19 protein-coding genes and 1 pseudogene are annotated in these 24,275 nt (G+C 73.1%); 14 read left to right on the top strand and 6 right to left on the bottom strand.

Features of this window, described 5'->3' with window-relative positions:
• Positions 1-130: 130 nt before the first annotated feature.
• The 5 genes and pseudogenes from CP984_RS08575 to CP984_RS08595 all read left to right on the top strand — a co-directional run bounded on the left by CP984_RS08575 (position 131) and on the right by CP984_RS08595 (position 6,639).
• Positions 131-1,486 (top strand): DUF692 domain-containing protein, encoded by a 1,356-nt coding sequence (locus tag CP984_RS08575; protein WP_003984740.1) that lies wholly within the window; start codon positions 131-133, stop codon positions 1,484-1,486.
• Between the two features lie 5 nt (positions 1,487-1,491).
• A complete protein-coding gene (locus tag CP984_RS08580; RefSeq protein ID WP_226048630.1) occupies positions 1,492-2,535 on the top strand; it encodes a TIGR04222 domain-containing membrane protein in 1,044 nt (347 codons plus the stop codon).
• A gap of 144 nt (positions 2,536-2,679) precedes the next feature.
• Positions 2,680-3,405: pseudogene (locus CP984_RS08585) on the top strand (DUF4142 domain-containing protein); the annotation flags it as partial.
• Positions 3,406-3,764: 359 nt separating this feature from the next.
• A complete protein-coding gene (locus tag CP984_RS08590; RefSeq protein WP_167748711.1) occupies positions 3,765-4,796 on the top strand; it encodes a DUF1996 domain-containing protein in 1,032 nt (343 codons plus the stop codon).
• Between the two features lie 193 nt (positions 4,797-4,989).
• The gene (locus CP984_RS08595) at positions 4,990-6,639 is read left to right on the top strand and encodes an alpha/beta hydrolase (RefSeq protein WP_003984744.1); all 1,650 of its coding nucleotides are present in this window, start codon (positions 4,990-4,992) and stop codon (positions 6,637-6,639) included.
• A gap of 83 nt (positions 6,640-6,722) precedes the next feature.
• Here the strand turns inward: CP984_RS08595 and hemQ are convergent, their stop codons facing one another.
• Positions 6,723-7,451 (bottom strand): hydrogen peroxide-dependent heme synthase, encoded by a 729-nt coding sequence (hemQ, locus tag CP984_RS08600; RefSeq protein WP_003984746.1) that lies wholly within the window; start codon positions 7,449-7,451, stop codon positions 6,723-6,725.
• Positions 7,452-7,461: 10 nt separating this feature from the next.
• Positions 7,462-8,928: a protoporphyrinogen oxidase gene (gene hemG / locus CP984_RS08605; protein ID WP_030185390.1), complete on the bottom strand. Its 1,467-nt coding sequence runs from the start codon at positions 8,926-8,928 to the stop codon at positions 7,462-7,464.
• A gap of 135 nt (positions 8,929-9,063) precedes the next feature.
• On the opposite strand from hemG, the gene CP984_RS08610 reads away from it, so the two are divergent.
• Both CP984_RS08610 and CP984_RS08615 read left to right on the top strand, forming a co-directional pair.
• Positions 9,064-10,083 (top strand): DUF4349 domain-containing protein, encoded by a 1,020-nt coding sequence (locus CP984_RS08610; RefSeq protein WP_003984748.1) that lies wholly within the window; start codon positions 9,064-9,066, stop codon positions 10,081-10,083.
• 70 nt (positions 10,084-10,153) lie between these two features.
• Positions 10,154-11,368: a thiolase family protein gene (locus CP984_RS08615; RefSeq protein WP_151416120.1), complete on the top strand. Its 1,215-nt coding sequence runs from the start codon at positions 10,154-10,156 to the stop codon at positions 11,366-11,368.
• Positions 11,369-11,381: 13 nt separating this feature from the next.
• Here the strand turns inward: CP984_RS08615 and CP984_RS08620 are convergent, their stop codons facing one another.
• The gene (locus CP984_RS08620) at positions 11,382-11,891 is read right to left on the bottom strand and encodes a hypothetical protein (RefSeq protein WP_003985656.1); all 510 of its coding nucleotides are present in this window, start codon (positions 11,889-11,891) and stop codon (positions 11,382-11,384) included.
• A gap of 155 nt (positions 11,892-12,046) precedes the next feature.
• Here CP984_RS08620 and CP984_RS08625 point away from each other — a divergent pair, with 155 nt between their 5' ends.
• Entirely contained in the window at positions 12,047-13,477 is a 1,431-nt protein-coding gene (locus CP984_RS08625) for an aldehyde dehydrogenase family protein (RefSeq protein WP_003985655.1), read from the top strand.
• 85 nt (positions 13,478-13,562) lie between these two features.
• Entirely contained in the window at positions 13,563-14,945 is a 1,383-nt protein-coding gene (locus CP984_RS08630) for an FAD-dependent oxidoreductase (protein ID WP_003985654.1), read from the top strand.
• A gap of 43 nt (positions 14,946-14,988) precedes the next feature.
• Here the strand turns inward: CP984_RS08630 and hemE are convergent, their stop codons facing one another.
• The gene (gene hemE / locus CP984_RS08635; protein ID WP_003985653.1) at positions 14,989-16,056 is read right to left on the bottom strand and encodes a uroporphyrinogen decarboxylase; all 1,068 of its coding nucleotides are present in this window, start codon (positions 16,054-16,056) and stop codon (positions 14,989-14,991) included.
• 102 nt (positions 16,057-16,158) lie between these two features.
• Here hemE and CP984_RS08640 point away from each other — a divergent pair, with 102 nt between their 5' ends.
• From CP984_RS08640 to CP984_RS08650, 3 genes are all read left to right on the top strand, one after another.
• On the top strand, positions 16,159-16,815 hold the full coding sequence (locus CP984_RS08640) for a DUF3000 domain-containing protein (RefSeq protein ID WP_003985652.1): 657 nt from the start codon (positions 16,159-16,161) through the stop codon (positions 16,813-16,815).
• Positions 16,816-17,204: 389 nt separating this feature from the next.
• Positions 17,205-17,867, top strand: coding sequence for a response regulator transcription factor (locus tag CP984_RS08645; protein ID WP_003985651.1), 663 nt, complete (start codon positions 17,205-17,207; stop codon positions 17,865-17,867).
• A gap of 85 nt (positions 17,868-17,952) precedes the next feature.
• Complete coding sequence (locus CP984_RS08650) at positions 17,953-19,227, top strand: HRDC domain-containing protein (protein WP_030185685.1); 1,275 nt, start codon at positions 17,953-17,955, stop codon at positions 19,225-19,227.
• Between the two features lie 43 nt (positions 19,228-19,270).
• On the opposite strand, the gene CP984_RS08655 is transcribed toward CP984_RS08650, so the two are convergent.
• Positions 19,271-19,759 (bottom strand): PepSY domain-containing protein, encoded by a 489-nt coding sequence (locus CP984_RS08655; protein WP_003985649.1) that lies wholly within the window; start codon positions 19,757-19,759, stop codon positions 19,271-19,273.
• Between the two features lie 596 nt (positions 19,760-20,355).
• Between CP984_RS08655 and CP984_RS08660 the strand changes: the two genes are divergently transcribed.
• Positions 20,356-21,576, top strand: coding sequence for a thiolase family protein (locus CP984_RS08660; protein ID WP_003985648.1), 1,221 nt, complete (start codon positions 20,356-20,358; stop codon positions 21,574-21,576).
• The gene (locus CP984_RS08665; RefSeq protein ID WP_003985647.1) at positions 21,573-23,699 is read left to right on the top strand and encodes a 3-hydroxyacyl-CoA dehydrogenase NAD-binding domain-containing protein; all 2,127 of its coding nucleotides are present in this window, start codon (positions 21,573-21,575) and stop codon (positions 23,697-23,699) included. Before CP984_RS08660 ends, CP984_RS08665 begins: the two co-directional genes overlap by 4 nt.
• A 41-nt stretch (positions 23,700-23,740) precedes the next feature.
• Here CP984_RS08665 and CP984_RS08670 read toward each other — a convergent pair whose 3' ends face one another.
• Entirely contained in the window at positions 23,741-24,256 is a 516-nt protein-coding gene (locus tag CP984_RS08670) for an NUDIX hydrolase (RefSeq protein WP_003985646.1), read from the bottom strand.
• Positions 24,257-24,275: the final 19 nt, after the last annotated feature.

Consider the following 24,275-nt stretch of genomic DNA (forward strand, 5'->3'; position numbering starts at 1 on the left):
GCCGCCCACTCGGTGGCACGCGCCGTCGCAAGCTCAAATCATCCTCTGAACCCGCCTCCCCCGGGATTGGTTCCCGACCGGCGGGGCGATGACTACCCAACACCACGGGGGTGCACGAGTGGGGGGAACCATGGAACATCTCGGTACGGGCATCGGCTGGCGGCCCGAGATCGCCGACGGGGTGGCGGAGCTGCCCGGCGTGGACTGGGTGGAGGTCGTCGCCGAGAACCTCTGTCCCGGTCATCTCCCACCCGCCTTGCAGGCGCTGCGCGAGCGGGGCACGACGGTGGTGCCGCACGGCGTCTCGCTCGGGCTCGGCGGCGCCGAACGCCCGGACCCGGCCCGGCTCGCCGCCCTCGCGGAACGCGCCGAGGCACTGGGCGCGCCGCTGGTCACCGAGCACATCGCGTTCGTACGGGCCGGGGGCCCGCTGACCGCCTCCCCCGCGATGGAGGCGGGGCACCTGCTGCCCGTGCCCCGCACCCGCGACGCTCTGGACGTGCTCTGCGAGAACATCCGCATCGCGCAGGACGCGCTGCCCGTACCGCTCGCCGTGGAGAACATCGCGGCGCTGGTCGCCTGGCCCGACGAGGAGATGACCGAGGGACGGTTCCTCGCCGAACTGGTCGAGCGCACCGGCGTACGGCTGCTCATCGATGTCGCCAACCTCCACACCAATCATGTGAACCGGAACGAGGACCCGGCCACGGCACTGGACGAGCTGCCGGTCGAGGCCATCGCGTATGTGCACGTGGCGGGCGGGATCGAGCGGGACGGGGTCTGGCACGACACCCACGCCCACCCGGTGACCCGCCCCGTCCTGGACGTACTGGCGGAACTCTGCGCCCGCACCACGCCTCCCGGCATCCTCCTGGAGCGCGACGAGAACTTCCCGGCGACCGATGAACTCGCCAAGGAGCTGGACATGATCCGCACGGTGATGACGGAGGCGCCGGCGGTCCCGGTACGCCGGGGGCCCGGGACCGCACAGGAGCCCGCGACGGAAGGCAGCCCCACCACCGGCCCGGCTCCGACCACCGGCCCGGCCACGACCACCGGTCCGGCCACGACCACCCCCGCCCGGCAGCGCCTGGCCGTCGCGCAGGCCGCGCTGCTCTCCGCGCTGGTGGCCGGGACGCCGGCGCCGGAGGGCTTCGACCGGCGGCGGCTGCTCGTGCAGAGCCGGGCGCTGGCCGACAAGCGGGCCTCCGTGGTCGCCAAGGTCGCGCCCGAGCTGCCGGGCATCCTCGGCACGGACTACCGGCCCAGCTTCCTCGGTTACGCGCGGCACCGGCCCATGAAGGGCGGTTACCGCCAGGACGCCATGGACTTCGCCGTGCATCTGCTGGCCGAGAACCGGCCCGCCGACCCGGACGCGCGCCGTCAGCTGACGCAGTGGTGGCGGGACCGCTCCGGGCCGAAACCGCCGGGCAGGCCCGCGAACCGGCTCGTCCGCGCCGCACGGCTCGCCCTGGGCCGGGGGTGATGAACATGCTCGCGCCTCTGGTGACCCTGGTGATCGCCGCCTCCTCGCTGCTGCTCGTCGCCCGTACCGTCCATGTCGTCCGTGCGACGCCCCGCCCCAAGCGCCGCAAGGCGACCGCATACGAACTCTGGGAGATCGCCTTCCTCGCCGGCGGCCCCGCCCGGGTCGCGGACGCCGCGATCGCCGGTATGCACCAGGACGGCCGGCTCGCCGTGGGCGGGCCCGGTGTGGTGTCCGTGCGGCAGGCGGTGGCGTACGACCCGGTCGAGACGGCCGTCCTGGACTCGCTGGCGCGGACTCCGGACGGCGCGCTGGACACCCTGCGCCGCCACGTCATGCGGGCCCCGGCCGTCCAGGCGGTCGGTGACCGGCTGGCGAAGCGCGGTCTGATGCGGAATCCGCGCGCCGGGCGCCCCTGGCGGCGGTACGCCGCCTGGCAGTCGGGGATCTGTGCGGCGGGCTTCGTGCTCGTCCTGCTCTTCACCTTGACGGGCGCCATCACCGGCGCGAACGGAGAGACACCCTTCGTCGTCCAGGTCCTGCCTGCGGCCCTCCTCGGCATCGTGACCGGCGCGGTGTGCCGGAAGGTCCTCAGCAGGCGGGTGACGCGGGCCGGTGTCTCGGCGGTACGGACGTTCCGTACGGCGCACAAGGCGGACCTGGTGAGCGACGCGACCCAGTCCGCCGCGCTGCTCGTGGCGCTCGGCAGCACCGCGCTGCTCGTGGACGACGTACTGCGCGACCACCTCACCGAGGTGCAGCACTCGATGGCGGGTGCGGGTGCCTCGGCGGCGCCGTACTCCGGGTCGTCGTCCACCACGTCGACCGGCTCGTCGAACGCGAGCTGCGGCTGGAACGTGCCGGACGACAGCTCGGACACGGCCTGGTGCGGGTCGTCGTGCGGCGGGTCGGGGTCGGGGTCGGGGTGCGGCAGTTCGTCGTGCGGTGGCGGGTCGTCGTGCGGCGGTGGCTCGTCGTGCGGCAGTTCCGGGTCCAGCTGCAGCAGCAGTTCCTCTTCCTGCGGCGGCGGTGGCTGCGGGGGCAGCTGATCCCCCGCGGCGTCCGTAGCCCCCGCGGCCCCCGGGCAACCGGTCAACGTACCAACGCCGGGCGGCCGTTGGCGGGGCTTCCCCGAACGGGCGACAGGGCCGACACAGGGCGCACTAGCGTGCGGTGCCGCATCAGGAGGCACCATGCGATCCGTAACCGGCACCGGCCTCGTCGTCACCGCGCTCGCCGCGACCCTGGCCGCGCTGCTCTTCCCGATCTGGTCGTTCGCCGGCCGGCCGGGCCAGGACGGGGGCGCCGACACCCAGACCGTCGCGACCTCGTTCGGCCCGCTGTCCGCGCTCGACCGTGACTTCGTCAACCGCGTACGCCTGGCGGGCCTGTGGGAGCTGCCCGCGGGCCAGCAGGCCCAGCAGCGCGGCACCGTGCCGTCCGTACGGGAGGCGGGCACCCACCTCGTCGAGGGGCACACCTCGCTCGACCGGCACGTACGCGAGGTGGCGGCGCAGCTCGGTCTCGCGCTGCCCGACCGGCCCAACGCCCAGCAGCGGCACTGGCTGGCCGAGCTGAGCGCGGCGCGCGGGGCCGCGTACGACCGGAAGTTCGCGAACATCCTGCGGCTCGCGCACGGCAAGGTCTTCACCGTCGTCGCGCAGGTGCGCGCCACCACCCGCAACGCGCTCGTGCGGAGCCTGGCCGACGACGCCAACCGCACCGTCCTGGACCACATCTCCGTCCTGGAGCACACCGGCTTCGTCGACTTCGACGCGATCGCCGAGGACGCGGCCACCTCCTCCCCGTCGCCGAGCCCCTCGGCCCCGCCGCCGTCCCTGGACGCGCCGGCCGCCACACCGACGCCCGTCACTCCGTCGGCGACGTATTCACTGCCTCCGCCCGCCACGCCACCCGCCACCGCCACCGGGGCCCCGGAATCCGCCCGGTACCCGACGGCCGGCCTCAACACCCCCGAGAGAACGGGAAGAAGTGATCGCCCATGCACGACCCCCGGCACTCCGCGAGCCCAAAGCCCCCGCAGAGCCCTCGCCCTTCGCCTCCCCCACGACCAGCGCCACCGCCCCACAAGCCCCCGCAGCTCCCACGGCACCGGCGCCGGCTCGGCACCAAGCACCTCGTGCTGATCGCCCTGCTCGCCGTGCTCGGCTCGGCCGGCACCTTCGTCTCCGTCACCGGTAACGCCTCGGCTCACAACGCCACTCCCCCGTCCGGGTCCCCGCCCGTCGATCCGTCACCTTCACCCTCGTCACCCAGCGTGACAGACCCCACTGACAACGCCCCCGCCGACGCTTCCACCAGCGCTTCCGCCGGATCCTCGCGCACCCCGGCGGACGCCCCCGACGATCCCGCGGGCCCGGCCGGCTCCGGCTCCCCCAGCGGCTCCACCGGTCCGGGCCAAAGCGTCCCGGCCGCAGGGGACTTCGCCGACATCCGCTCCGTACGCCCCGGCCCCCGCCCTCCGCGCGACGGACCCGGCGCGTCCACCGGCACCTTCACCAGCGACTGCGGCCGCAACGAGGAGCGGCACAACAACCCCGACAACTTCATCGTCACTCCCGGTGTCCGCAACGGCGCCCACCACCTGCACGACTACGTCGGCAACCGCTCCACGGACGCCTTCTCCACCGACGGCTCGCTGCGCGCGGCCGGCACCACCTGCGCCGGCGGCGACAAGTCGGCGTACTTCTGGCCCGTACTGCGCCGCCTCAGTGGCGGGGACGGCCCGAGCAGCGGCAACGGGCAGGACCCGGCGGACGGGAACGTGGGGCGGGTGCTGACGCCGTCCTCGGTCTCGCTGACCTTCCGCGGCAGCCCGGCGGGCAAGGTCGCCGCCATGCCCGAGGGCCTGCGCGCCATCACCGGCGACGCCAAGGCGTTCACCAACGGCACCGCCAACGCGCGGGCGCAGTGGACCTGCACCGGCTTCGAGGACCGGCGGCTGGCGGACAAGTACCCGCTGTGTCCCGGCGGCAGCCGGGCCGTACGCGTCCTGGACTTCCCCAGCTGCTGGGACGGGACGAACAAGGACAGCGCCAACCACCGCACCCACCTCGTCTTCCCCGACCGGGCCTCCGGCCGCTGCCCCGGCGGCACGAAGGCCGTGCCCCAGCTCCAGATGCGGCTGACCTACGCCGTCACCCCCCGGCCGCGCGCCTTCGCCCTGGACAGCTTCCCCGAGCAACTGCGCAAGCCGGTGACCGATCACGCCGACTTCGCCAACTTCATGCCGCGCGACCTGATGGCGCGCGCGGTGGCGTGCATCAACTCCGGCCGCCGCTGCCGCTGAGGAACACGGGACCGTACGCACGCAAGGCTGTACGAGCCGAACGGCCGTGGCCCCCGCACCGCGCTCCACTCGTTGGGGGCATAGCTCCCGACACCGGAGGGCGGTGCTTTACAAGCCCAACCCTCGCCCCAACTATCCCTTTTGTATGCGCACCGGGCGTCTCCACGGCGCCTCCATACGAAGGGACGGCTTTGTGAAAGCAGTAGCGCTCTACGGCACCCTCGGGTCGCTGGTCCTGTCCGCCCTCGTCGCCGTCCCGGCCGGCGGCACCACCCGGCCCGCGGAGGCCCCGGTCAGGACCCCGGCCCCCGCGCCGCACCGGATCACCTTCGGCCACTGCGCACCCGAGGAGCACCTGCCGGCCGGCGTGGAGTGCGGCCGCCTCGCCGTCCCGCTGGACTACGCCCACCCCAAGGGCAAGAAGATCTCCCTCACCGTGAGCCGGGCCCGCGCCACCGGCTCCCCCAGGGAACGCCAGGGCTCGCTCGTCTTCAACCCGGGCGGACCCGGGGCGTCCAGCATGAACTTCCCGCTGTACGGGCAGCTGGACCGGTGGCGCAAGACGGCGCGGGCCTACGACCTCGTCGGGTACGCGCCGCGCGGCGTCGGGCGCTCGGCGCCGCTGTCCTGCCAGGACCCGGCGGAGTTCACCAAGATCCCGAGCCGGAGCCCGAAGCTTCCCCCGGAGGCGTTCAAGCGGAAGAAGTTCGCCGAGGCGAAGGCGTACGCGCAGGGCTGCGCGCGCAACGCGGGCCCGGCCCTTCGCCACTTCACGTCCGCCAACAACGCCCGCGACCTGGACATGCTGCGCGCCGGGCTCGGCGAGAAGAAGCTCACCTTCATGGGCGCGTCCTACGGCACCTACTTCGGGGCCGTGTACGCGACGCTCTTCCCCGGCCACGTCCGCCGCATGGTCTTCGACAGCGTCGTCAATCCAGACCCCCGGCACGTCTGGTACCGCAACAATCTCGCCCAGAACATCGGCTTCGAGCGCCGCTGGCAGGACTGGGCCCGCTGGGTGGCCAAGCACCACAAGGTCTACCACCTGGGTACGACACCGCGGGCGGTGCTGCGCACGTACGACACCGTGCGGGCGCGGCTGGACCGCAAGCCGCTGGGCGGAAAGGTCGGGTCGGCGCAGCTCCAGGCGGCGTTCCTCAAGACGGGCTACAACGACGCGTACTGGCCGGTGCGCGCGGCGGCGCTCGCCGCGTACGTCAAGGGCGACCCGAAACCGCTCCTCAAGCAGGCCACCCCGCTGCCGGACGGCGCGAAGTCGGACGAGAACGGCAACGCGGTCTATACGGCGGTGGAGTGCAACGACGGGCTGTGGCCGCGTGACCTGCGGGTCTGGGACCGGGACAACACCGCGAGCGCGCGGGTGGCACCCTTCGAGACCTGGGACAACGCCTGGATGAACATGCCGTGCGCCTTCTGGCCCCGCTTCTCGCCCAGGGGCGCCGCCGCCGTACAGGACCCGATGGGCTACGCGGCGGACGTGGGCGAGGCGGCCATGCCGCCGGCCGGTGCGCCGCACCGTCCGGTGGACGTGCGTACGGCGCCGGGCGCGCTGCCGCCGGTGCTGCTGCTGTCGGCCGAGCGGGACGCCGCCACACCGCACGCCGGCGCGATCGAGCTGCGGCGCCGGCTGCCCGGCTCGGCGCTGGTGACCGAGCGCGGCGCGGGTACGCACGGTGTCTCGTTCGGCACGAACACCTGCGCCAACCAGTATGTGGAGCGGTATCTGCTGACCGGGCGGACCCCGGCGCGGGACACGTACTGCGGGCCGCGCGCGGAGCCCAAGCCGGTGCTGCCGACGGCCGGGAAGCGCGGGAGCAAGTAGCGCGGCGGACCGCTCAGTGAGCGACAGGCCGGGTGGCGCACCCGGCCTGTCCCGCTGTCCGGGACCGGTACGGCCCCGCCGGCTCAGGCCAGCCCGGCGACCAGCTCGGCGACCGGCTTGCGGCGGCCGGTGTAGAACGGCACCTCCTCGCGGACGTGCATCCGCGCCTCGGAGCCGCGCAGGTGGCGCATGAGGTCGACGATGCGGTACAGCTCGTCGGCCTCGAAGGCGAGGATCCACTCGTAGTCGCCCAGCGAGAAGGACGGCACCGTGTTGGCGCGCACGTCCGGGAAGCCGCGGGCCATCTTGCCGTGGTCGGCGAGCATCCGGCGGCGGTCCTCGTCGGGGAGCAGGTACCAGTCGTAGGACCGCACGAAGGGGTAGACGCTCACGTACTCGCGGGCGACCTCGTCGGCCAGGAACGCCGGGATGTGCGACTTGTTGAACTCGGCCGGGCGGTGCAGCGCCATGTTCGACCACACCGGCTCCAGCGCGCGGCCGAGCCTGGTGCGGCGGAAGAGGTTGTACGCCTCCTGGAGCGCGTCGGAGCTCTCCGAGTGCCACCAGATCATCACGTCGGCGTCGGCGCGCAGACCGGAGACGTCGTACGTGCCGCGCACCACGACATCCTTGGCGGCGAGCTGCGCGAACAGCGTCTCGACCTCGTCGGCGTAGCCGGTGCGGTCCTCGGGCAGCACGTCGCGCAGCTTGAACACCGACCAGAGCGTGTAGCGGATGACCTCGTTCAGGTCCTTCGCCTTCTTGCCGGCGTTCGGGGTCTTCTCGGGAGCGGGGGCGGAAGCGTCAGTCATGGGTCCATTCTCACTCGGCCGGTGCGGCGGCTTGCGGCAGGGTGTCCAAGATGTCGTCCGCGGCCGCGCGGGCCGACGCGATGCAGGCCGGAATGCCCACGCCCTCGTAGAGCGCCCCGCATACCCGCAGGCCGGGCAGCTTTCCGGCCTCGGCCCGGATGCGGGCCACCCGGTCCAGGTGGCCGACCGGGTACTGCGGCAGCCCGCCGTCCCAGCGGGTGACCTGCTGGGCCACGGGCCGGGCGGCCAGTCCCACCGCCTCGCCGAGGTCGCGCAGCGACAGGTCCACCAGGTCGGCGTCGTCGCGCTCCAGGTCGGCCACGTCGCCGTAGCGCCCCACGGAGGTGCGCAGCACGAACAGGTCCCGGTCGGCGTCCGCGAGCCAGCCCCACTTGTTGCTCGCGAAGGTGGACGCCTTGATCTTGCGGCCGTCGACCGGCGGGACGAGGAAGCCGCTGCCGGACAGCGCCGCCTCCACGTCCGCACGGCGGAAGGCCATGGTCACCAGGGCCATGGAGGCGTACTCGACGGCGGACAGCTCGGTGGCGGCGACGGGCGCCTCGGCGGCCAGCAGCCGGGCGGCCGCGGGCGCCGGCGTCGCCAGGACCACGGCGTCCGCTTCCAGCGCCGCCGGGCCGTCCCCGCCGTCCAGGACGACGCGCCAGCCGCCGGCGGTGCGGCGCAGCTCCCGTACGGGGCTTTCTGTACGAATGGTGCCGCCCGCGGCCCTTACCGCGTCGGCGACGGCGCCCGGCAGCGTGCCCACACCGCCGTCGATGCCCATGAACACCGGCGCCGGCGCCTGGCCGGGCCCGTCGGCGCGCGCCGCCGCGCGCGCTTGGATGCCCCGTACGCCCTCGATCAGCGAGCGCTCGGCGCGCGCGGCCTCGAAGAGCTGCGGTACGGCGGCGCGCATCGAGATCTGGTAGGCGTCGCCCGCGTAGACGCCGCCGAGCAGCGGCTCGACGAGCCGGTCCACGACCTCGCGGCCGAGCCGTTCGGCGACATACGCGCCGACCGCCACGTCCGCGCCGACCTCCGTACGCGCCAGCGTCTCGTCCTCGGCGATCCGCGCCATGCCCTCGGCAGAGATCACGCCGGAGGCGGCCAGCAGGCCCAGGTCACCGGGCACGCCCATCACATGGCCCTTGGGCATCGGCCGCAGCGCGCCGCGCGTCCACAGGGCGGCGGTCGCGGTGGTGGGCGGCTGCAGCCGGTCCCCGAGGCCCACGGCACGCGCCAGGTCCACCGCCTCCGGCCGCCTGGCCAGCATCGACTCGGCACCGAGATCGACCGGTACACCCGCGATCTCCCCGGCGCGCAGCTTGCCGCCCAACCGCCCGGACGCTTCCAGTACGGTCACCCGCGCACCGCCACCGAGCAATCGGTGGGCCGCCGCCAGGCCCGAGATGCCCCCACCGATGACGACGACGTGACTTCCGGGCGCGCGGCCCGTACTGGTGTGCGCTGTGCTCATGCCCCCACTCTCTCAGAAGCCGCCTCCTCCGGAGTCCGGTCCGTGACCGCATCGCGACCCACGAACGGCAACCCACGGCTCCCCCGCCCCGTCGAAGTGGCAACGACAGCACACCACTTCGGGGGGGTACGGATCATGGGCACAGCGAGCCGGGCGTACGGGGCGCGGCGGGCGGCCGCGGGAACGCTGCTCGCGGCGTCCCTCGCGGTCGCGGGGTGCGGGGCCGCCGGGCAGGGCGACTCCGGGCCGGCGAGCGCGCCGCAGGCTGACAAGGGCTCCGCGCGGGGCGAGCAGGGCATGGTCGGTCCGAAGGCGCCTGGCGGCGCGGCGTCGGCCGACGGCAAGGCGGGGTCCGGGGCGGGCAGCGGGACCGGGAAGCCCACGCAGGTCTCGACGGCGCAGATCATCCGTACGGCGACGATCACCGTCGAGGCCGCGGACGTACCGGGAGCGCTGGCCAAGGCCCGTACGGCGGCGAAGGGCACCGGCGGCTACGTCGAGGACGAGTCCACCGACCGGGACGGCGAGGGCCGGGAGCGCTCCCGGGTCGTCCTGCGGGTGCCGCCCGAGGCGTACGACGGGCTGCTGGACCGGCTCTCCCGCCTGGGCACGCTCAAGGAGCGCCAGGTCTCGGCGAAGGACGTGACCGACCAGGTCGTGGATACCGACAGCCGCATCAGGTCGCAGCAGGCCAGCGTGGCGCGGGTGCGGGCGCTGATGGACAAGGCCACGTCGATCGGCGACATCGTCACGCTGGAGTCCGAACTCAGCCGCCGCCAGTCGGAACTGGAGTCCCTACAGGCGCGCTTGAAGTCCCTGAAGGAGCAGACCGGCATGGCCACGGTCACGCTGGTGCTGCGCGAGCCGGACGCGGCGGACGACGACGGGGAGACCACCTTCGGTGACGCGCTCAGCAGCGGCTGGGACGCCTTCACGGCGGGGGTGCGGTGGCTGCTGGTGGCGGTCGGCGCGGCGCTGCCGTTCCTCGCGGCCGGAGCGCTGGTGTACGGGCTGTGGCGGGTGCTGCGGGGCCGGCTGCCGAGGCGTACGCGGACGTTCGACGTCCCCCCGGCACCGCCGCGGCAGTACCCCGCGGAAGCCGCGCCGGAGGGCACGGACACCACACGGGAGGGTGACGCCCCGGGGGCCCGTTGACAGCCGTACGCGGCGGGCAAAGACTCGGGGCGGTAGCGCCGATCTTCGAGCGGACAGGGCGGGCGGGCTGATGACCGAGCAGGGTGCACGAGGCGCTGGGGGCGCCCGTGATGTGTATGTGGTGGATGCGGTGCGGACGCCGGTCGGCCGGTATGGCGGTGCGCTCAGTGGTGTGCGGCCCGATGATCTGGCGGCGCATGTGGTGCGGGCGCTGGTGGAGCGCACGCCGCGGCTGGATCCGGCGCGGATCGATGATGTGGTGTTCGGGGATGCGAACGGGGCGGGGGAGGACAACCGCAATGTGGCGCGGATGGCGGTGCTGCTGGCCGGGCTGCCGGTGACGGTGCCGGGGGTGACGGTCAACCGGCTGTGCGGCTCCGGCCTGGAGGCGGTGATCCAGGCTGCCCGCAGTATTGCCCTGGGCGATGCGCAGGTGGTGCTGGCCGGCGGGGTGGAGTCGATGAGCCGCGCCCCCTACGTGCTGCCCAAGCCCGAGCGGGCCTTTCCGGCCGGGCACCAGGAGCTGTTCTCCTCCACGCTGGGCTGGCGCATGACCAACCCTGGTATGGCGCCGGAGTGGACGGTGGCGCTGGGCGAGGGCGCGGAGCTGATCGCCGACAAGTACGGCATCGACCGGGCGGCGCAGGATGCGTTTGCGCTGGCCAGTCACCGCAAGGCGGCGCGTGCCTGGGAGGCGGGGGCGTACGAGGCTGAGGTGGTGCCGGTGCCGGGGGTGGATCTGGCCCGTGATGAGTCGATCCGGGCCACCACCACGGCGGAGGCGCTGGGCAGGCTGCGGCCGGCCTTTCGCCCGGAGGGCGGGACGGTCACCGCGGGCAATGCCTCTCCGCTGAGCGACGGCGCCGCCGCCCTGCTGCTGGCCGATGAGCGGGGGCTGCGGGCCACCGGCCGTGACCCGCTGGCCCGCATCGGTGTGAGCGCGGTGACCGGCATCGAGCCGCAGCTGTTCGGCCTGGGCCCGGTCGAGGCGGTGCGCCGCGCCCTGCACAAGGCCGGGCGGGGTTTGGGGGATCTGGCGGTGGTGGAGCTGAACGAGGCGTTCGCGGCGCAGGCGCTGGGCTGTCTGGCGCAGTGGCCCGGTCTGGATTCGGAGGTGGTCAATCCGCGTGGCGGTGCGATCGCGCTGGGGCATCCGCTGGGGGCCTCCGGGGCCCGGCTGGCCGGGGCGGTGGCCCATCAGCTGGCCGCCCGCGGCCGCGGTACCGGCCTGGCCGCCCTGTGCATCGGCGTCGGCCAGGGCCTCGCCCTCACCCTCGAACGCTGACCGGACGGAGCGCTCATTCGCGGGCCCGGTAGCCGTTCAGTATCTCCAGATACGCCCTGCCCGCGTCCGTGAGGGCGAAGTGCTCCCGCACGTCCCCGACCTCGCCCATCTGCGCGAACGTGCGCCCCGGCAGACGTTCGATCAGGCCCGTGCCGGTGAGGCGGCGCAGTTCGGCGTCGAGGAGCGGGCGGGTGTAACCGCTGTCGTACGGGAGCGGTGTCCCGTCGGCGAGCGCCTGGAGGTGCCGCAGTTCCTCGCGCGGCACCAGGTGCTCGAAGAGGAACTTCATCCGTTCCATCTCCTGTTGCTGACCGGCCTGGGTCTTCTTGATCTCGCGCAGCACCACGCCGCCCGCGACCGTGTCGATCCGCTGGAGGATCGTCGACATCCAGGGGATCAGCGCGAGGACGAGCAGCGCCACGGCCGTCGCGTCCACCCGCTCCGGGACGAGGAGTTTGAGGGCGAGGCCGACCAGCGCCGCCACGGTCACCGCCGTACGCGTCCACAGGTCCTCCTTGGACACGGTCCCCCCCTCCCGCCCGCCGTCCTCAGTGACGCTGCCTCCCTGGAGCGGCGCCCGCAAGGCCCGCACCCCGCCGTCCTCGTCGATCACCGGTGCGAGAGGATGAACCGAACTGGTTCATTCCTCAACCGTTCCCCTCGACCGGAGGTTGCGCGATGCCCCTGCTCGACCCGGCACACCGGCCCACACTGCACGGCGGCGGGGCCACGGCGGTCGAACCGGCCACCGGCGAACCGCTGGCCTCGTTCACCCTGGCCGCCCCCGCCGACGTGGAGAGCGCCGCCGCCGAGGCCGCGGCCGCCCAGCGCTCCTGGGCGCGTACCCCGTACACGGAGCGCGCCGCGGTGCTGCGCCGGGCCGGGGACCTGATCACCGAGCACGCCGCCGAACTGTCCGAGTGGATCATCCGGGAGGCCGGGAGCGTGCCCGGCAAGGCCGAGTTCGAGATCCGGACCGCCGCCGAGGAGTGCTACGAGGCCGCGGCCCTCGCCCACCATCCGCTGGGCCAGGTGCTGCCCTCCGCGGCGCCGCGCCTGTCGTACGCGACCCGGGTGCCGGCCGGCGTGGTCGGCGTCATCGCGCCGTTCAACGTCCCGCTCGTCCTCGCCATGCGCTCCGTAGCCCCGGCCCTGGCGCTCGGCAACGCGGTCGTCCTCAAGCCCGATCCGCGCACCGCGGTGTGCGGCGGCCACGCCGTGGCGGCGGTCTTCGCGGCGGCCGGGCTGCCCGAGGGGCTGCTGCACGTGCTGCCGGGCGGCGCGGAGGCCGGGCAGGCCCTGGTCGGCGACCGGCACGTCCGGGTGATCTCCTTCACCGGCTCGACGAACGCGGGCCGCGATGTCGGCGCGCTCGCCGCGCGCCATCTGAAGCGGGCCCATCTGGAACTGGGCGGCAACAGCGCCTTCCTCGTCCTGGAGGACGCGGACCTGGACGCCGCCATGTCCGCCGCTGCCTGGGCCTCCTTCTTCCACCAGGGCCAGATCTGCATGTCCTCGGGCCGCCACCTCGTGCACGCTTCCCTGTACGAGGAGTACATCGAACGGCTGGCGGCCAAGGCGGACTCGCTCGCCGTCGGCGATCCGTACCGCGAGGACGTCCAGCTCGGGCCGGTGATCGACCGCGGGCAGCGGGACCGCGTCCACGGCCTGGTGGAGGCGAGCACCGCGGCGGGCGCCCGGCTCGCGGCCGGCGGCAGCCACCGCGAGCTGTTCTACCGGCCCACCGTCCTGGCCGACGTGGACGACCGCTCCCCCGCCTACGCCGAGGAGGTCTTCGGGCCGGTCGCTCCCGTACGCAAGTTCCACACCACCGACGAGGCCGTGGCACTGGCCAACGACACCGCATACGGGCTGGCGCTCGGCGTCGTCACCCGGGACACCGCCCGCGCGCTGGAGCTGGCCGAGCGCATACCGACCGGGCTGCTGCACATCAACGACCAGACGGTCAACGACGAGCCGGTCGCGCCGATGGGCGGCCTCGCCGCCTCCGGCACCGGCGCGCACTTCGGCGGCACGGCCAACCTGGACGCGTTCACCGAGACCCGCTGGACCACGGTCCGGGCCACCCCGGCCGGTTATCCGCTCTGACCCGTAATCTGCGCCGTACGGGACAGACGGTCCGCGCAGGGCCGTACACGAAACAGGGCCGTACACGAGAAGGGAGCACCCCGCGATGGCGGAGCGACTGGTGATCATCGGCGGCGACGCGACGGGCATGTCCGCCGCGTCCCAGGCCCGGCGGCTGAGGAAGCCCGGGGACCTGGAGATCGTCGCGTTCGAGCGCGGTCACTTCACCTCCTACTCCGCCTGCGGCATCCCGTACTGGGTCGGCGGCTCGGTGGACGGCCCGGACGACCTGATCGCCCGGTCGCCGGAGAAGCACCGCGAGCGCGACATCGACGTACGGATGCGCACCGAGGTCGTCGAGCTGGACCCGGACCGCGGCCGGGTCCGCACCCGCGACCTGGACGGCGGCGGCACCGAGTCCTGGACCGGCTACGACAAGCTGGTGATCGCCACCGGCGCGCGGCCGCTGCGCCCGCCGCTGCCGGGCATCGACGCGCCCGGCGTGCACGGCGTGCAGACGCTGGACGACGGGCAGGCGCTGCTGGACACCCTCCAGGCCACCGAGGGCACCAAGGCGGTCGTGGTGGGCGCCGGGTACATCGGCGTCGAGATGGCCGAGGCGCTGGTCACCCGCGGTTACGACGTGACGGTCCTGGACCGCGGCGAGCAGCCGATGTCCACGCTCGACCCGGACATGGGAGCGCTCGTCCACGAGGCGATGTGCGGGATGGGCATCGAGACGGTGCGCGGCGCGGTGGTCACCGGCGTCCGCACCGACGACTCCGGGCGGGCCTGCGCGGTGACCACCGAGGACGACGGCGAGTATCCGGCCGACGTGATCGTGCTGGGCCTGGGCGTACGGCCCGAGACCACCCTCGCCGAACGGGCCGGTCTGCCGCTCGGTGACACCGGCGGGCTGCTCACCGACCTGTCGATGCGGGTGCGCGGATACGAGAACGTCTGGGCCGGCGGGGACTGCGTGGAGGTGCTGGACCTGGTACTGGGCCGGACCCGGCACATCGCGCTGGGCACCCACGCCAACAAGCACGGCCAGGTCATCGGCTCGAACGTGGCCGGCGACTACGCGACCTTCCCCGGCGTCGTCGGCACCGCCGTCTCCAAGGTCTGCGACCTGGAGATCGCCCGCACCGGCCTCCTGGAGGAGCAGGCGAAAGCGGTCGGCCTGAAGTACGTGACCGTCACGATCGAATCGACCAGCCGCGCCGGCTACTACCCGGGCGCCCGCCCGATGCGCGTGAAGATGATGGCCGAGCGGCGCACCGGACGCCTCCTCGGCGTCCAGATCGTCGGCCGGGAAGGCGCAGGCAAGCGCGTGGACGTGGCGGCGGTGGCGCTCACGGCGCGGATGACGGTCGAGCAGATGACCGCCCTCGACCTCGGTTACGCACCGCCGTTCTCCCCCGTGTGGGACCCGGTCCTGGTCGCGGCGCGCAAGGCGGCGGCCGCGGTGCGGGAAGCGGGCGGCTGAGCGGACGGCGGGCCGCCGGAGCACCGGCGGCCCGCCCGCGCGGTCAGCGGGCCGAGCGCTCGTGGACGTACTCGACGAGGCGGGTCAGCGCGCCCGGGTCGGTGTTCGGCAGCACGCCGTGACCCAGGTTGAAGATGTGGCCCTCCAGGCCGGCGGCGGCGTCCAGCACCTCGTCGGCCTTGCCCTCGACGGCCTCCCGCGGCGCGAACAGCACCGCCGGGTCGAGGTTGCCCTGGAGCGCCTTGCCGGGGCCGACCCGGCGGACCGCCTCGTCCAGCGGGACGCGCCAGTCGACACCCACGACGTCCGCGCCCGCCTCGCCCATCGGGCCCAGCAGCTCGCCGGTGCCGACACCGAAGTGGATACGCGGTACGCCGTATCCGGACACCGCCTCGAAGACCTTGGCGGAGGCCGGCATGACGGAGCGGCGGTAGTCCGCGGGGGCCAGCGCGCCCGCCCAGGAGTCGAAGAGCTGCACGGCGCTCGCGCCCGCCTCGATCTGCACCTTGAGGAAGGCGGTGGTGATGTCCGCCAGGCGGTCCAGCAGGTCGGCCCACAGCTGCGGGTCGCCGTACATCATCGCCTTGGTGTGCTCGTGGTTGCGCGAGGGGCCGCCCTCGATCAGGTAGCTGGCGAGGGTGAACGGCGCGCCCGCGAAGCCGATCAGCGGCGTGCTGCCCAGCTCGCCGACGAGCATCCGCACGGCCTCGGTCACATACGACACGTCGCCCGGCTCCAGCGCGCGCAGCTGCTCCAGGTCGGCGCGGGTACGGATCGGCTTCTCGACGACCGGGCCAACGCCCGGCTTGATGTCCAGGTCGATGCCGATGGCCTTCAGAGGCACGACGATGTCGCTGAAGTAGATCGCCGCGTCGACGCCGTGCCGGCGCACCGGCTGCAGGGTGATCTCGGTGATCAGCTCGGGCATCATGCAGGAGTCGAGCATCGCGATGCCCTCGCGGACCTTGCGGTATTCCGGCAGCGAGCGCCCGGCCTGGCGCATGAACCACACGGGCGTGTGCGGCACCGGTTCCCGGCGGCATGCCTTGAGGAAGGCCGAGTCGTACGTACCGGTCTGCTGCTGGCCCGTGGGGCGGTCGTTGGCGCTCACACACCGAATCTTCGCACGCGCGCGAGGGCGCCTCCGAATGGGCGACGCGCGCAGCGGGTGTCCTCCCTCACCCAGCGGCTCCTTCCGCCTAATCTTCCGGGCATGGCTGCGGCTCACGAACACCTCGCGGACAGCGCGGACAACGTACCGATCCCCTTCCGTCAGGCGATCGAGGCGCTCCGCACGGCACGGCTGCGCCCCGAGATCGAGATCGAGCCGACGCCCGCGCCCAAGCGCCTCGCGCCCTTCGCGTACGCGCTGGAGGCGGCGGTCGTCGAACCGGGCGCCGGGCCGGAGGGGGAGGACGCGGATCTGGCCGACGGGAGACTGGTGCTGCTGCACGACCCGGCCGGGCACGACACATGGCAGGGCACCTTCCGGGTGGTGACGCTGGCGCGTGCCGAGCTGGAGCCGGAGATGGGCGCCGACCCGCTGCTGCCGGAGGTGTCCTGGTCCTGGCTGACGGGGGCGCTGGACGCGCGCGGCGTGCGGTACGGGGAGATCGGCGGCACGGTCACGCGGGCCAGTTCGCATTCCTTCGGCAGCCTCGCGGAGCGGGAGCCGGCCACCCAGCTGGAGATGCGCGCCTCGTGGACCCCGGAGGAGGGGCAGGGCGGGGTGCCGGACACCGCGGCCCACCTGTCGGCGTGGTGCGACCTGCTGTGCCAGGTGGCGGGCCTGCCGCCGGCCGCTCCCGAGCCGTCGCCGCGGGGCGGTGTGGTGCCCCTGCCGCAGCGCCGGGGACCCCAGGCACGCTGAACGCGCTCCGCGCACTGGCGCACCGGGGGGCGCGCGTCCCCGTACGCCCTCCGGCGCGGTGACGCACCCGCCGGCGTACAGCAGTGGCGGGCAGCGTACGGACGCACCGCCCGGCGCCACCGCGCACCCACCGGCGCACCGCCTGACGGGCAGGCGGACACCCTCCTCCCCCACACCCCTCGAACGCCTTCCCGGCAACCTTCCACCGCCGGATCACCCTCCAGTCGATCAAGCGACCGATTTGCCCGAAATGAACCTAACTAAGTTGAGATCAAACTCTAAAGTCGAGCCCGTTTGATGCCGAAGAGGTCAGTGACCCTTCAAAGACGGAGCATTCCGACTCGCCCCAAATGTCGGCTCCCGTCCCGCCACTCCCCCCAGGAGGCCCGGTGTCAGTTCTCCTCGAGCAACCTTCGAGCCTGGTCGCCTACCGCCCGAACAAGCCGACGGCCATGGTCGTCGTGGCCGACCCTCGCGTCCGCTCCACCGTCACCCGCCACCTATGGGCGCTCGGCGTACGGGACGTGATCGAGGCGTCGTCCATCGCGGAGGCCCGTCCCCGCGTCGGCAGCCCGCGCGACATCTGCGTGGCCGACGTCCACCTTCCCGACGGCTCCGGCCTGACCCTGCTGTCCGAGACCCGGGCGGCCGGCTGGCCCAACGGCCTCGCCCTGTCCGCCGCCGACGACATCGGCGCCGTACGCAACGCCCTGGCCGGCGGCGTCAAGGGCTACGTCGTCACCGGCACCCGCACCAACCTCGGCCTCCCGGGCCGCCCCGGCGCCGCGCCCATCGGCGCCAACGCCGCCCGTATGCACCGCCGCCCCCCGGGCGCCCCCGGCCACCCGGGCGGCTACCGCGAGCTGTCCGGACGCGAGGTCGAGGTGCTGCGGCTGGTTGCGGAGGGCCAGTCCAACAAGGCCATCGGCGTCTCGATGGGCCTGTCGGCGCTCACCGTCAAGAGCCACCTGGCCCGTATCGCCCGCAAGCTGGGCACCGGCGACCGGGCCGGCATGGTCGCCGTGGCCCTGCGCACCGGCATCATCCACTGACCTCCGCCCCCGGAACACCACCGTCCCGCCCGTCGAGGGAACGTTCCCTCGACGGGCGCAGTGCATACACAGATACCCTTGACTGGTGACCGACGCCCAAAAGACCGCAGAAGACTCGACACTGCGAACACCCGGAGACTCGCCTCCGGACACCCGCCCGGCGCCGGTCCCCCTGCTGGAACCGCGCGAGGGCACCCCGCCCGTGACGGCCACGGCCGAGGAACTTGCCGAAGTCGTGACGGCCTTCGCGGCCGGTACCGGTCCGGTGGCGGTGGACGCCGAACGGGCCTCCGGCTACCGCTACGGCCAGCGCGCCTACCTGGTGCAGCTGCGCCGCGAAGGCGCCGGCAGCGTCCTGATCGACCCGGTCGGCTGCCCCGACCTCTCGGCGCTGGGCGAGGCGATCACCGACGCCGAGTGGGTGCTGCACGCCGCCACCCAGGACCTCCCCTGCCTGCGCGACATAGGCATGGTCCCGTCCCGGCTCTTCGACACCGAGCTGGCCGGCCGCCTCGCCGGCTTCGCCCGCGTCGGCCTCGGCGCCATGGTGGAGAACGTCCTCGGCTACGCCCTGGAGAAGGGCCACTCCGCGGTCGACTGGTCCACCCGCCCGCTGCCGGAACCCTGGCTGCGCTACGCCGCACTCGACGTCGAGCTGCTGGTCGACCTGCGCGACGCCCTGGAGGACGAGCTGTCGCGGCAGGGCAAGCTCGAATGGGCGCACCAGGAGTTCGCGGCCATCGCCGCCGCGCCCCCGGCGCCGCCCCGCAAGGACCCCTGGCGCCGCACGTCCGGCATGCACAAGGTCCGCCGCCGCCGGCAGATGGCCGTCGTACGGGAACTGTGGACCACCCGTGACGAGGTCGCCCAGCGCCGCGACATCTCACCCGGCAAGGTGCTCGGCGACGCCGCCATCATCGAAGCGGCCCTGAACCTGCCCCCCAACACCCACGCCCTCGCCGCCCTCGCCGGCTTCGGCCACCGCATGGGCCGCCGCCAGCTCGAACAGTGGCAGGCCGCCGTGGACCGCGCCCGCGCCCTGCCGGAAAGCGAGCTGCCGCAGCCCGGCCAGCCGCTGAACGGCCCCCCGCCGCCCCGCTCCTGGGCCGACAAGGACCCGGCGGCGGCGGCCCGCCTGGCCGCCGCCCGTACGGCGGTGACCGCCCTGGCCGAGGACCTGAACCTCCCCCAGGAGAACCTGATCACCCCCGACACGGTGCGCCGCCTGTGCTGGGAGCCCCCCGCCGAGCCGACCAAGGAAGCCGTCGCGGCCGTCCTGGCCGGCCACGGCGCCCGCCCCTGGCAGATCGAACAGGTCACCCCGATCCTCACCGAGGCCCTGACCTCGACCGGCGCCTGATTCCCCGGGGGCGGCCCGGCGATCCCGGCCCGCCCCCGGAGGCTCAGTCCCGGTCGACGTGCTCGCGCAGAATCTTCCGGCTGGCCGCGTCCACATCGAACGTGGTCTTGTTCCAGTCGTTCTTGGTCACCACATCCACCGACCAGATCTCCTTCTTCTGGTCATTGGTGTCCAGCTCCACAGCGGTAACCGTCCCGCTCTTGCGCCCCGTGGCCGTGGCAGCGGCCTGCTGCGGCGTCACCGTGGCCCGCTTGAGCCGGTCCGCCAGCTCCCTCATGTCATCGTCATCGTTCTTCTTGGCCTCCGGCGCCCCCGCCTTCCCGGAAACCGCGTCAACCCGCACGGTGCCGGCCTTCCCATCCTCACCGGCCACCTCCGTAACCCACTCAGGCTTGCCGCCACTCCCCCGCTTGAGCTCCACCGACACCCCCTTGGAGCCCGACACCGCCCCCGTAGCAGCCTTGAGCGCCTGGTCATACGAGATCTTGGCCTCCGGAACGAGCGCCTTGCGCGACCGCTGATCCTCGGTCATCCCACCGGAGGAGGCCCCCGACGACTCCCCACCCCCAGCAGACTGCGAGGGGGCCGAGGCCGAAGGCGAGGCGGACGACCCCCCACCCCCGCTGTCATCGCCCCCACACCCGGCCAAAAACCCCCCGGCCAATGCGACAGCACACACAGCCCCACCAACTCGAACACGCTTGGTCACGACTTCGCTCCCATCTGTACGCATACCTGCACCATAAGACCGCAATGGCACCAATGCGCACAGGGAGCGCATTCCCAGCCACAACGAGCGGGAAAGCCGCGCACGAACCGGGCTCGGGGACACGTAGGGGTCTCCCCGCAGGCGACCGAAGCCCCGGTTGCGTCCATACACTTCGGCCGCTCCAGGCGCCGAGGAGTGACCCCTGCGGGGCCCCGAGCCCCCACCCACCGAACCCAACGCGCCAGGGTGAACCGCAGAGGCACCGCATATCCCACCAGCCGAAACAAGCCCCCCTGTGACCTTCACCGCAGACCCCAAGAGGACTGGGCACCATGGTTACCCACAAGTAGCATGAGGACCGGGACGCGCCCCCGGGCGCGCCCGCAGCAGTGCCATCCCGCACCTGGAGGAGAGCCAACGTGCCTCGTACCGCTAGGGACGTCGTCTTCGTCGACGGCGTCCGCACCCCGTTCGGCAAGGCGGGCCCCAAGGGCATCTACCACGAGACCCGCGCCGACGACCTGGTCGTCAAGTGCATCCGGGAGCTGCTGCGCCGCAACCCGGACCTCGACCCGGCCCGTATCGACGAGGTCGCCCTCGCCGCCACGACCCAGATCGGCGACCAGGGCCTGACCCTGGGCCGTACCGCCGGCATCCTCGCCGGCCTCCCGCAGTCCGTGCCCGGCTTCTCCATCGACCGGATGTGCGCCGGCGCCATGACCGCCGTGACGAGCATCGCCGGCGGCGTCTCCTTCGGCGCGTACGACATCGCCGTCGCGGGCGGCGTGGAGCACATGGGCCGCCACCCCATGGGCGAGGGCGTCGACCCCAACCCCCGCTTCGTCAGCGAGAAGCTCGTCGACCAGTCGGCCCTCTTCATGGGCATGACGGCGGAGAACCTCCACGACCGCCTCCCCCACCTCACCAAGCAGCGCGCCGACGAGTACGCGGTACGCAGCCAGGAGAAGGCCGCCAAGGCGTACGCCGACGGCAAGATCCAGGCCGACCTGGTGCCGATCTCGGTGCGCCGCACCAACCCGGAGGGCGGCGAGACCGGCTGGGGCCTGGCGACCGCCGACGAGCCGATGCGCCCGGGCACCACCCTGGAGAACCTGGCGAACCTCAAGACGCCGTTCCGCCCGCACGGCCGCGTCACCGCCGGCAACGCCGCGGGCCTGAACGACGGCGCCACCGCCTCGCTGATCGCCGCCGAGGACGTGGCCCGCGAGCTGGGCCTGCCGGTCAAGATGCGCCTGGTGGACTACGCCTTCGCGGGCGTCGAGCCGGAGGTCATGGGCATCGGCCCGGTCCCGGCGACCGAGAAGGCCCTGGCCAAGGCGGGTCTGACGATCGACGACATCGGCCTCTTCGAGATCAACGAGGCGTTCGCCGTCCAGGTGCTGTCGCTGCTCGACCACTACGGCATCGCGGACGACGACCCGCGCGTCAACCAGTACGGCGGCGCGATCGCCTTCGGCCACCCCCTCGCCTCCTCCGGCGTGCGTCTGATGACGCAGCTGGCCCGGCAGTTCGAGGAGCAGCCGCAGGTGCGTTACGGCATCACGACCATGTGCGTCGGCTTCGGCATGGGCGGCACGGTCATCTGGGAGAACCCGCACTTCGAGGGAGCAGGCAAGTGACCACCACCACCGAGCTGCTGAAGGGCGCGGCCGAGCTGTTCCCGGACGAGGTCGTCACCCAGGCGCACGTACGGCACCTGGAGCTGCCCGGCGCCGGCACCTTCGCGCTGATCACGCTGGACAACGGCCTGGACCACACCAAGCCGACCACCTTCGGCCCGCAGTCGCTGGCGAACCTGAACGCCGCGATCGACCAGGTCGAGGCGGAGGCCAAGGACGGGAAGATCTCCGGCGTCGGCATCACCGGCAAGCCGTTCATCTTCGCCGTCGGCGCCGACCTCAAGGGCGTCGAGCTGCTCAAGCGGCACGAGGACGCGCTGGCCATCGGCAAGGGCGGCCACGACGTCTTCAAGCGCCTGTCGGGCCTGGCCGTGCCGACCTTCGCGTACTACAACGGCGCCGCGATGGGCGGCGGCGTCGAGGTCGGTCTGCACTGCACGTACCGCACCGTCTCGAAGGCGCTGCCCGCCTTCTCGCTGCCCGAGGTCTTCCTCGGCCTGGTGCCCGGCTGGGGCGGCTGCGTCCTGCTGCCGAACCTGATCGGCGCCGACCGCGCGGTCTCGGTGATCATCGAGAACTCGCTCAACCAGAACAAGCAGCTCAAGGGGCAGCAGGTCTACGACCTCGGCATCGCCGACGCGATCTTCGAGGGCGCGGACTTCCTGGAGCAGTCGCTGCTGTGGACCGCCTCGGTCCTCAAGGGCGACACCGAGGTCGTACGGGCCGATGTCGACCGCGGCGAGGCGTGGGACCAGGCCGTACAGCGCGGCAAGGCCATCGCGGACGGCAAGGTGCACGGCGCCGCCCCGGCCGCGTACCGCGCGCTGGACATCATCGCCGCCGCCAAGAACGGCGACCTGCGCCAGGGCTTCGACGCGGAAGACCAGGCCCTCGCCGACCTGATCATGGGCGGCGAGCTGCGCAGCGGCATCTACTCCTTCAACCTGGTGCAGAAGCGCGCCAAGCGCCCCGCCGGCGCCCCGGACAAGTCGCTCGCGCGCCCGGTCACCAAGGTGGGCGTGGTCGGCGCGGGCCTGATGGCCTCCCAGCTGGCGCTGCTCTTCGCGCGCCGCCTGGAGGTGCCGGTCGTGCTGACCGACATCGACCAGGCCCGGATCGACAAGGGCGTGGAGTACGTCCACGGCGAGATCGACAAGCTGCTCCTGAAGGGCCGCGTCAACCAGGACAAGGCCAACCGCCTCAAGGGCCTGGTGACCGGCCACCTGGACAAGGCCGCCGCCTTCGGCGACGCGGACTTCGTCATCGAGGCCGTCTTCGAGGAGATGGGCGTCAAGCAGCAGGTGTTCGCCGAGGTCGAGGCGGTCGTGCCGGAGCACGCCATCCTCGCCACGAACACCTCGTCCCTCTCGGTCACCGAGATGGCGTCCAAGCTCAAGCACCCCGAGCGGGTCGTGGGCTTCCACTTCTTCAACCCGGTCGCGATCCTGCCGCTGCTGGAGATCGTGCGCGCGGAGAAGACCGACGACGCGTCGCTGGCCACCGCCTTCTCCGTCGCCAAGTCGCTGAAGAAGACGGCTGTGCTGGTCAAGGACGCCCCGGCGTTCGTGGTCAACCGCATCCTGACCCGCTTCATGGGCGAGATCCAGAACGTCATCGACGAGGGCACCCCCGTCGAGACCGCCGAGAAGGCCGTCGAGCCGCTCGGTCTGCCGATGTCGCCGCTGGTGCTGCTGGAGCTGGTCGGCCCGGCCATCGGCCTGCACGTCTCCGAGACGCTGCACGGCGCCTTCCCGGACCGCTTCACCGTCTCGCCGAACCTGGCCGCCGTGGTCAAGGCCGGCAAGCGCGGCTTCTACGTGTACGACTCCGGCAAGCCGGAGCTGGACCCGGAGGTCAAGGCGCTCCTCAAGCAGGGCGACTCCGTCCTGACCGAGGAGCAGGTCCGCGACCGTGTCCTGGACGCGGTGGCCCAGGAGATCGGCCTGATGCTGGACGAGGGCGTCGTGGCCGAGGCGCAGGACATCGACCTGTGCCTGATCACCGGCGCCGGCTGGCCCTTCCACCTGGGCGGCATCACGCCGTACCTGGACCGCGAGGGCGTCTCCGAGCGCGTCAACGGCAAGAAGTTCCTCGCCCCGGGTGTGGCGAGCGTGCCCGCGTAACGGGGACGGCATCCGCGCCGACTGCCCTGGTACCGCTGTGCTCAGTGGTGCCAGGGCAGTCGCACGGGTTCGGCCGGTGTCCGGCCGCCGCGTATGTCCGCGAGCAGCGGCGGCAGCCCGTACGGGAACACCGTCTCCGCCGTCGTCGCCAGTTCGTCCACCGGCCACCAGCGGTGCCCGGTGACGGAAGCGCGCTCGTGTTCCCGGAACCCGCCGGTGTCGACCTCGTACGGGGCGACGCGGCGCAGGAAGAACACGTCCTCGAACTCGCCGCTCGCCCACGGCAGTTCGGCGTATCCGGAGGTACGGGCGACCAGCGGCCCGAGCGCGCCGGGCGGCACCCGCAGCCCGGTCTCCTCGGCCAGCTCCCGCGCCGCCGCCTCGGGCGGCGTCTCGCCTTCCTGGACGCTGCCGCCGGGCGTGAACCAGCAGTGCCCGGCCCCGGGGCGGGCGGGGTCCAGATGGCCGCGGAAGAGCAGCAAGCGGTCGTCCGTGCCGAGCAGCAGGACGCGGGCGGAACGGCGAACCAGGCCGGGTGCGTTCTCGGTGGTGGGCATCCCGGCAGCGTACGGCCGC

It is taken from the genome of Streptomyces rimosus, from assembly GCF_008704655.1.
Taxonomy (GTDB): domain Bacteria; phylum Actinomycetota; class Actinomycetes; order Streptomycetales; family Streptomycetaceae; genus Streptomyces; species Streptomyces rimosus.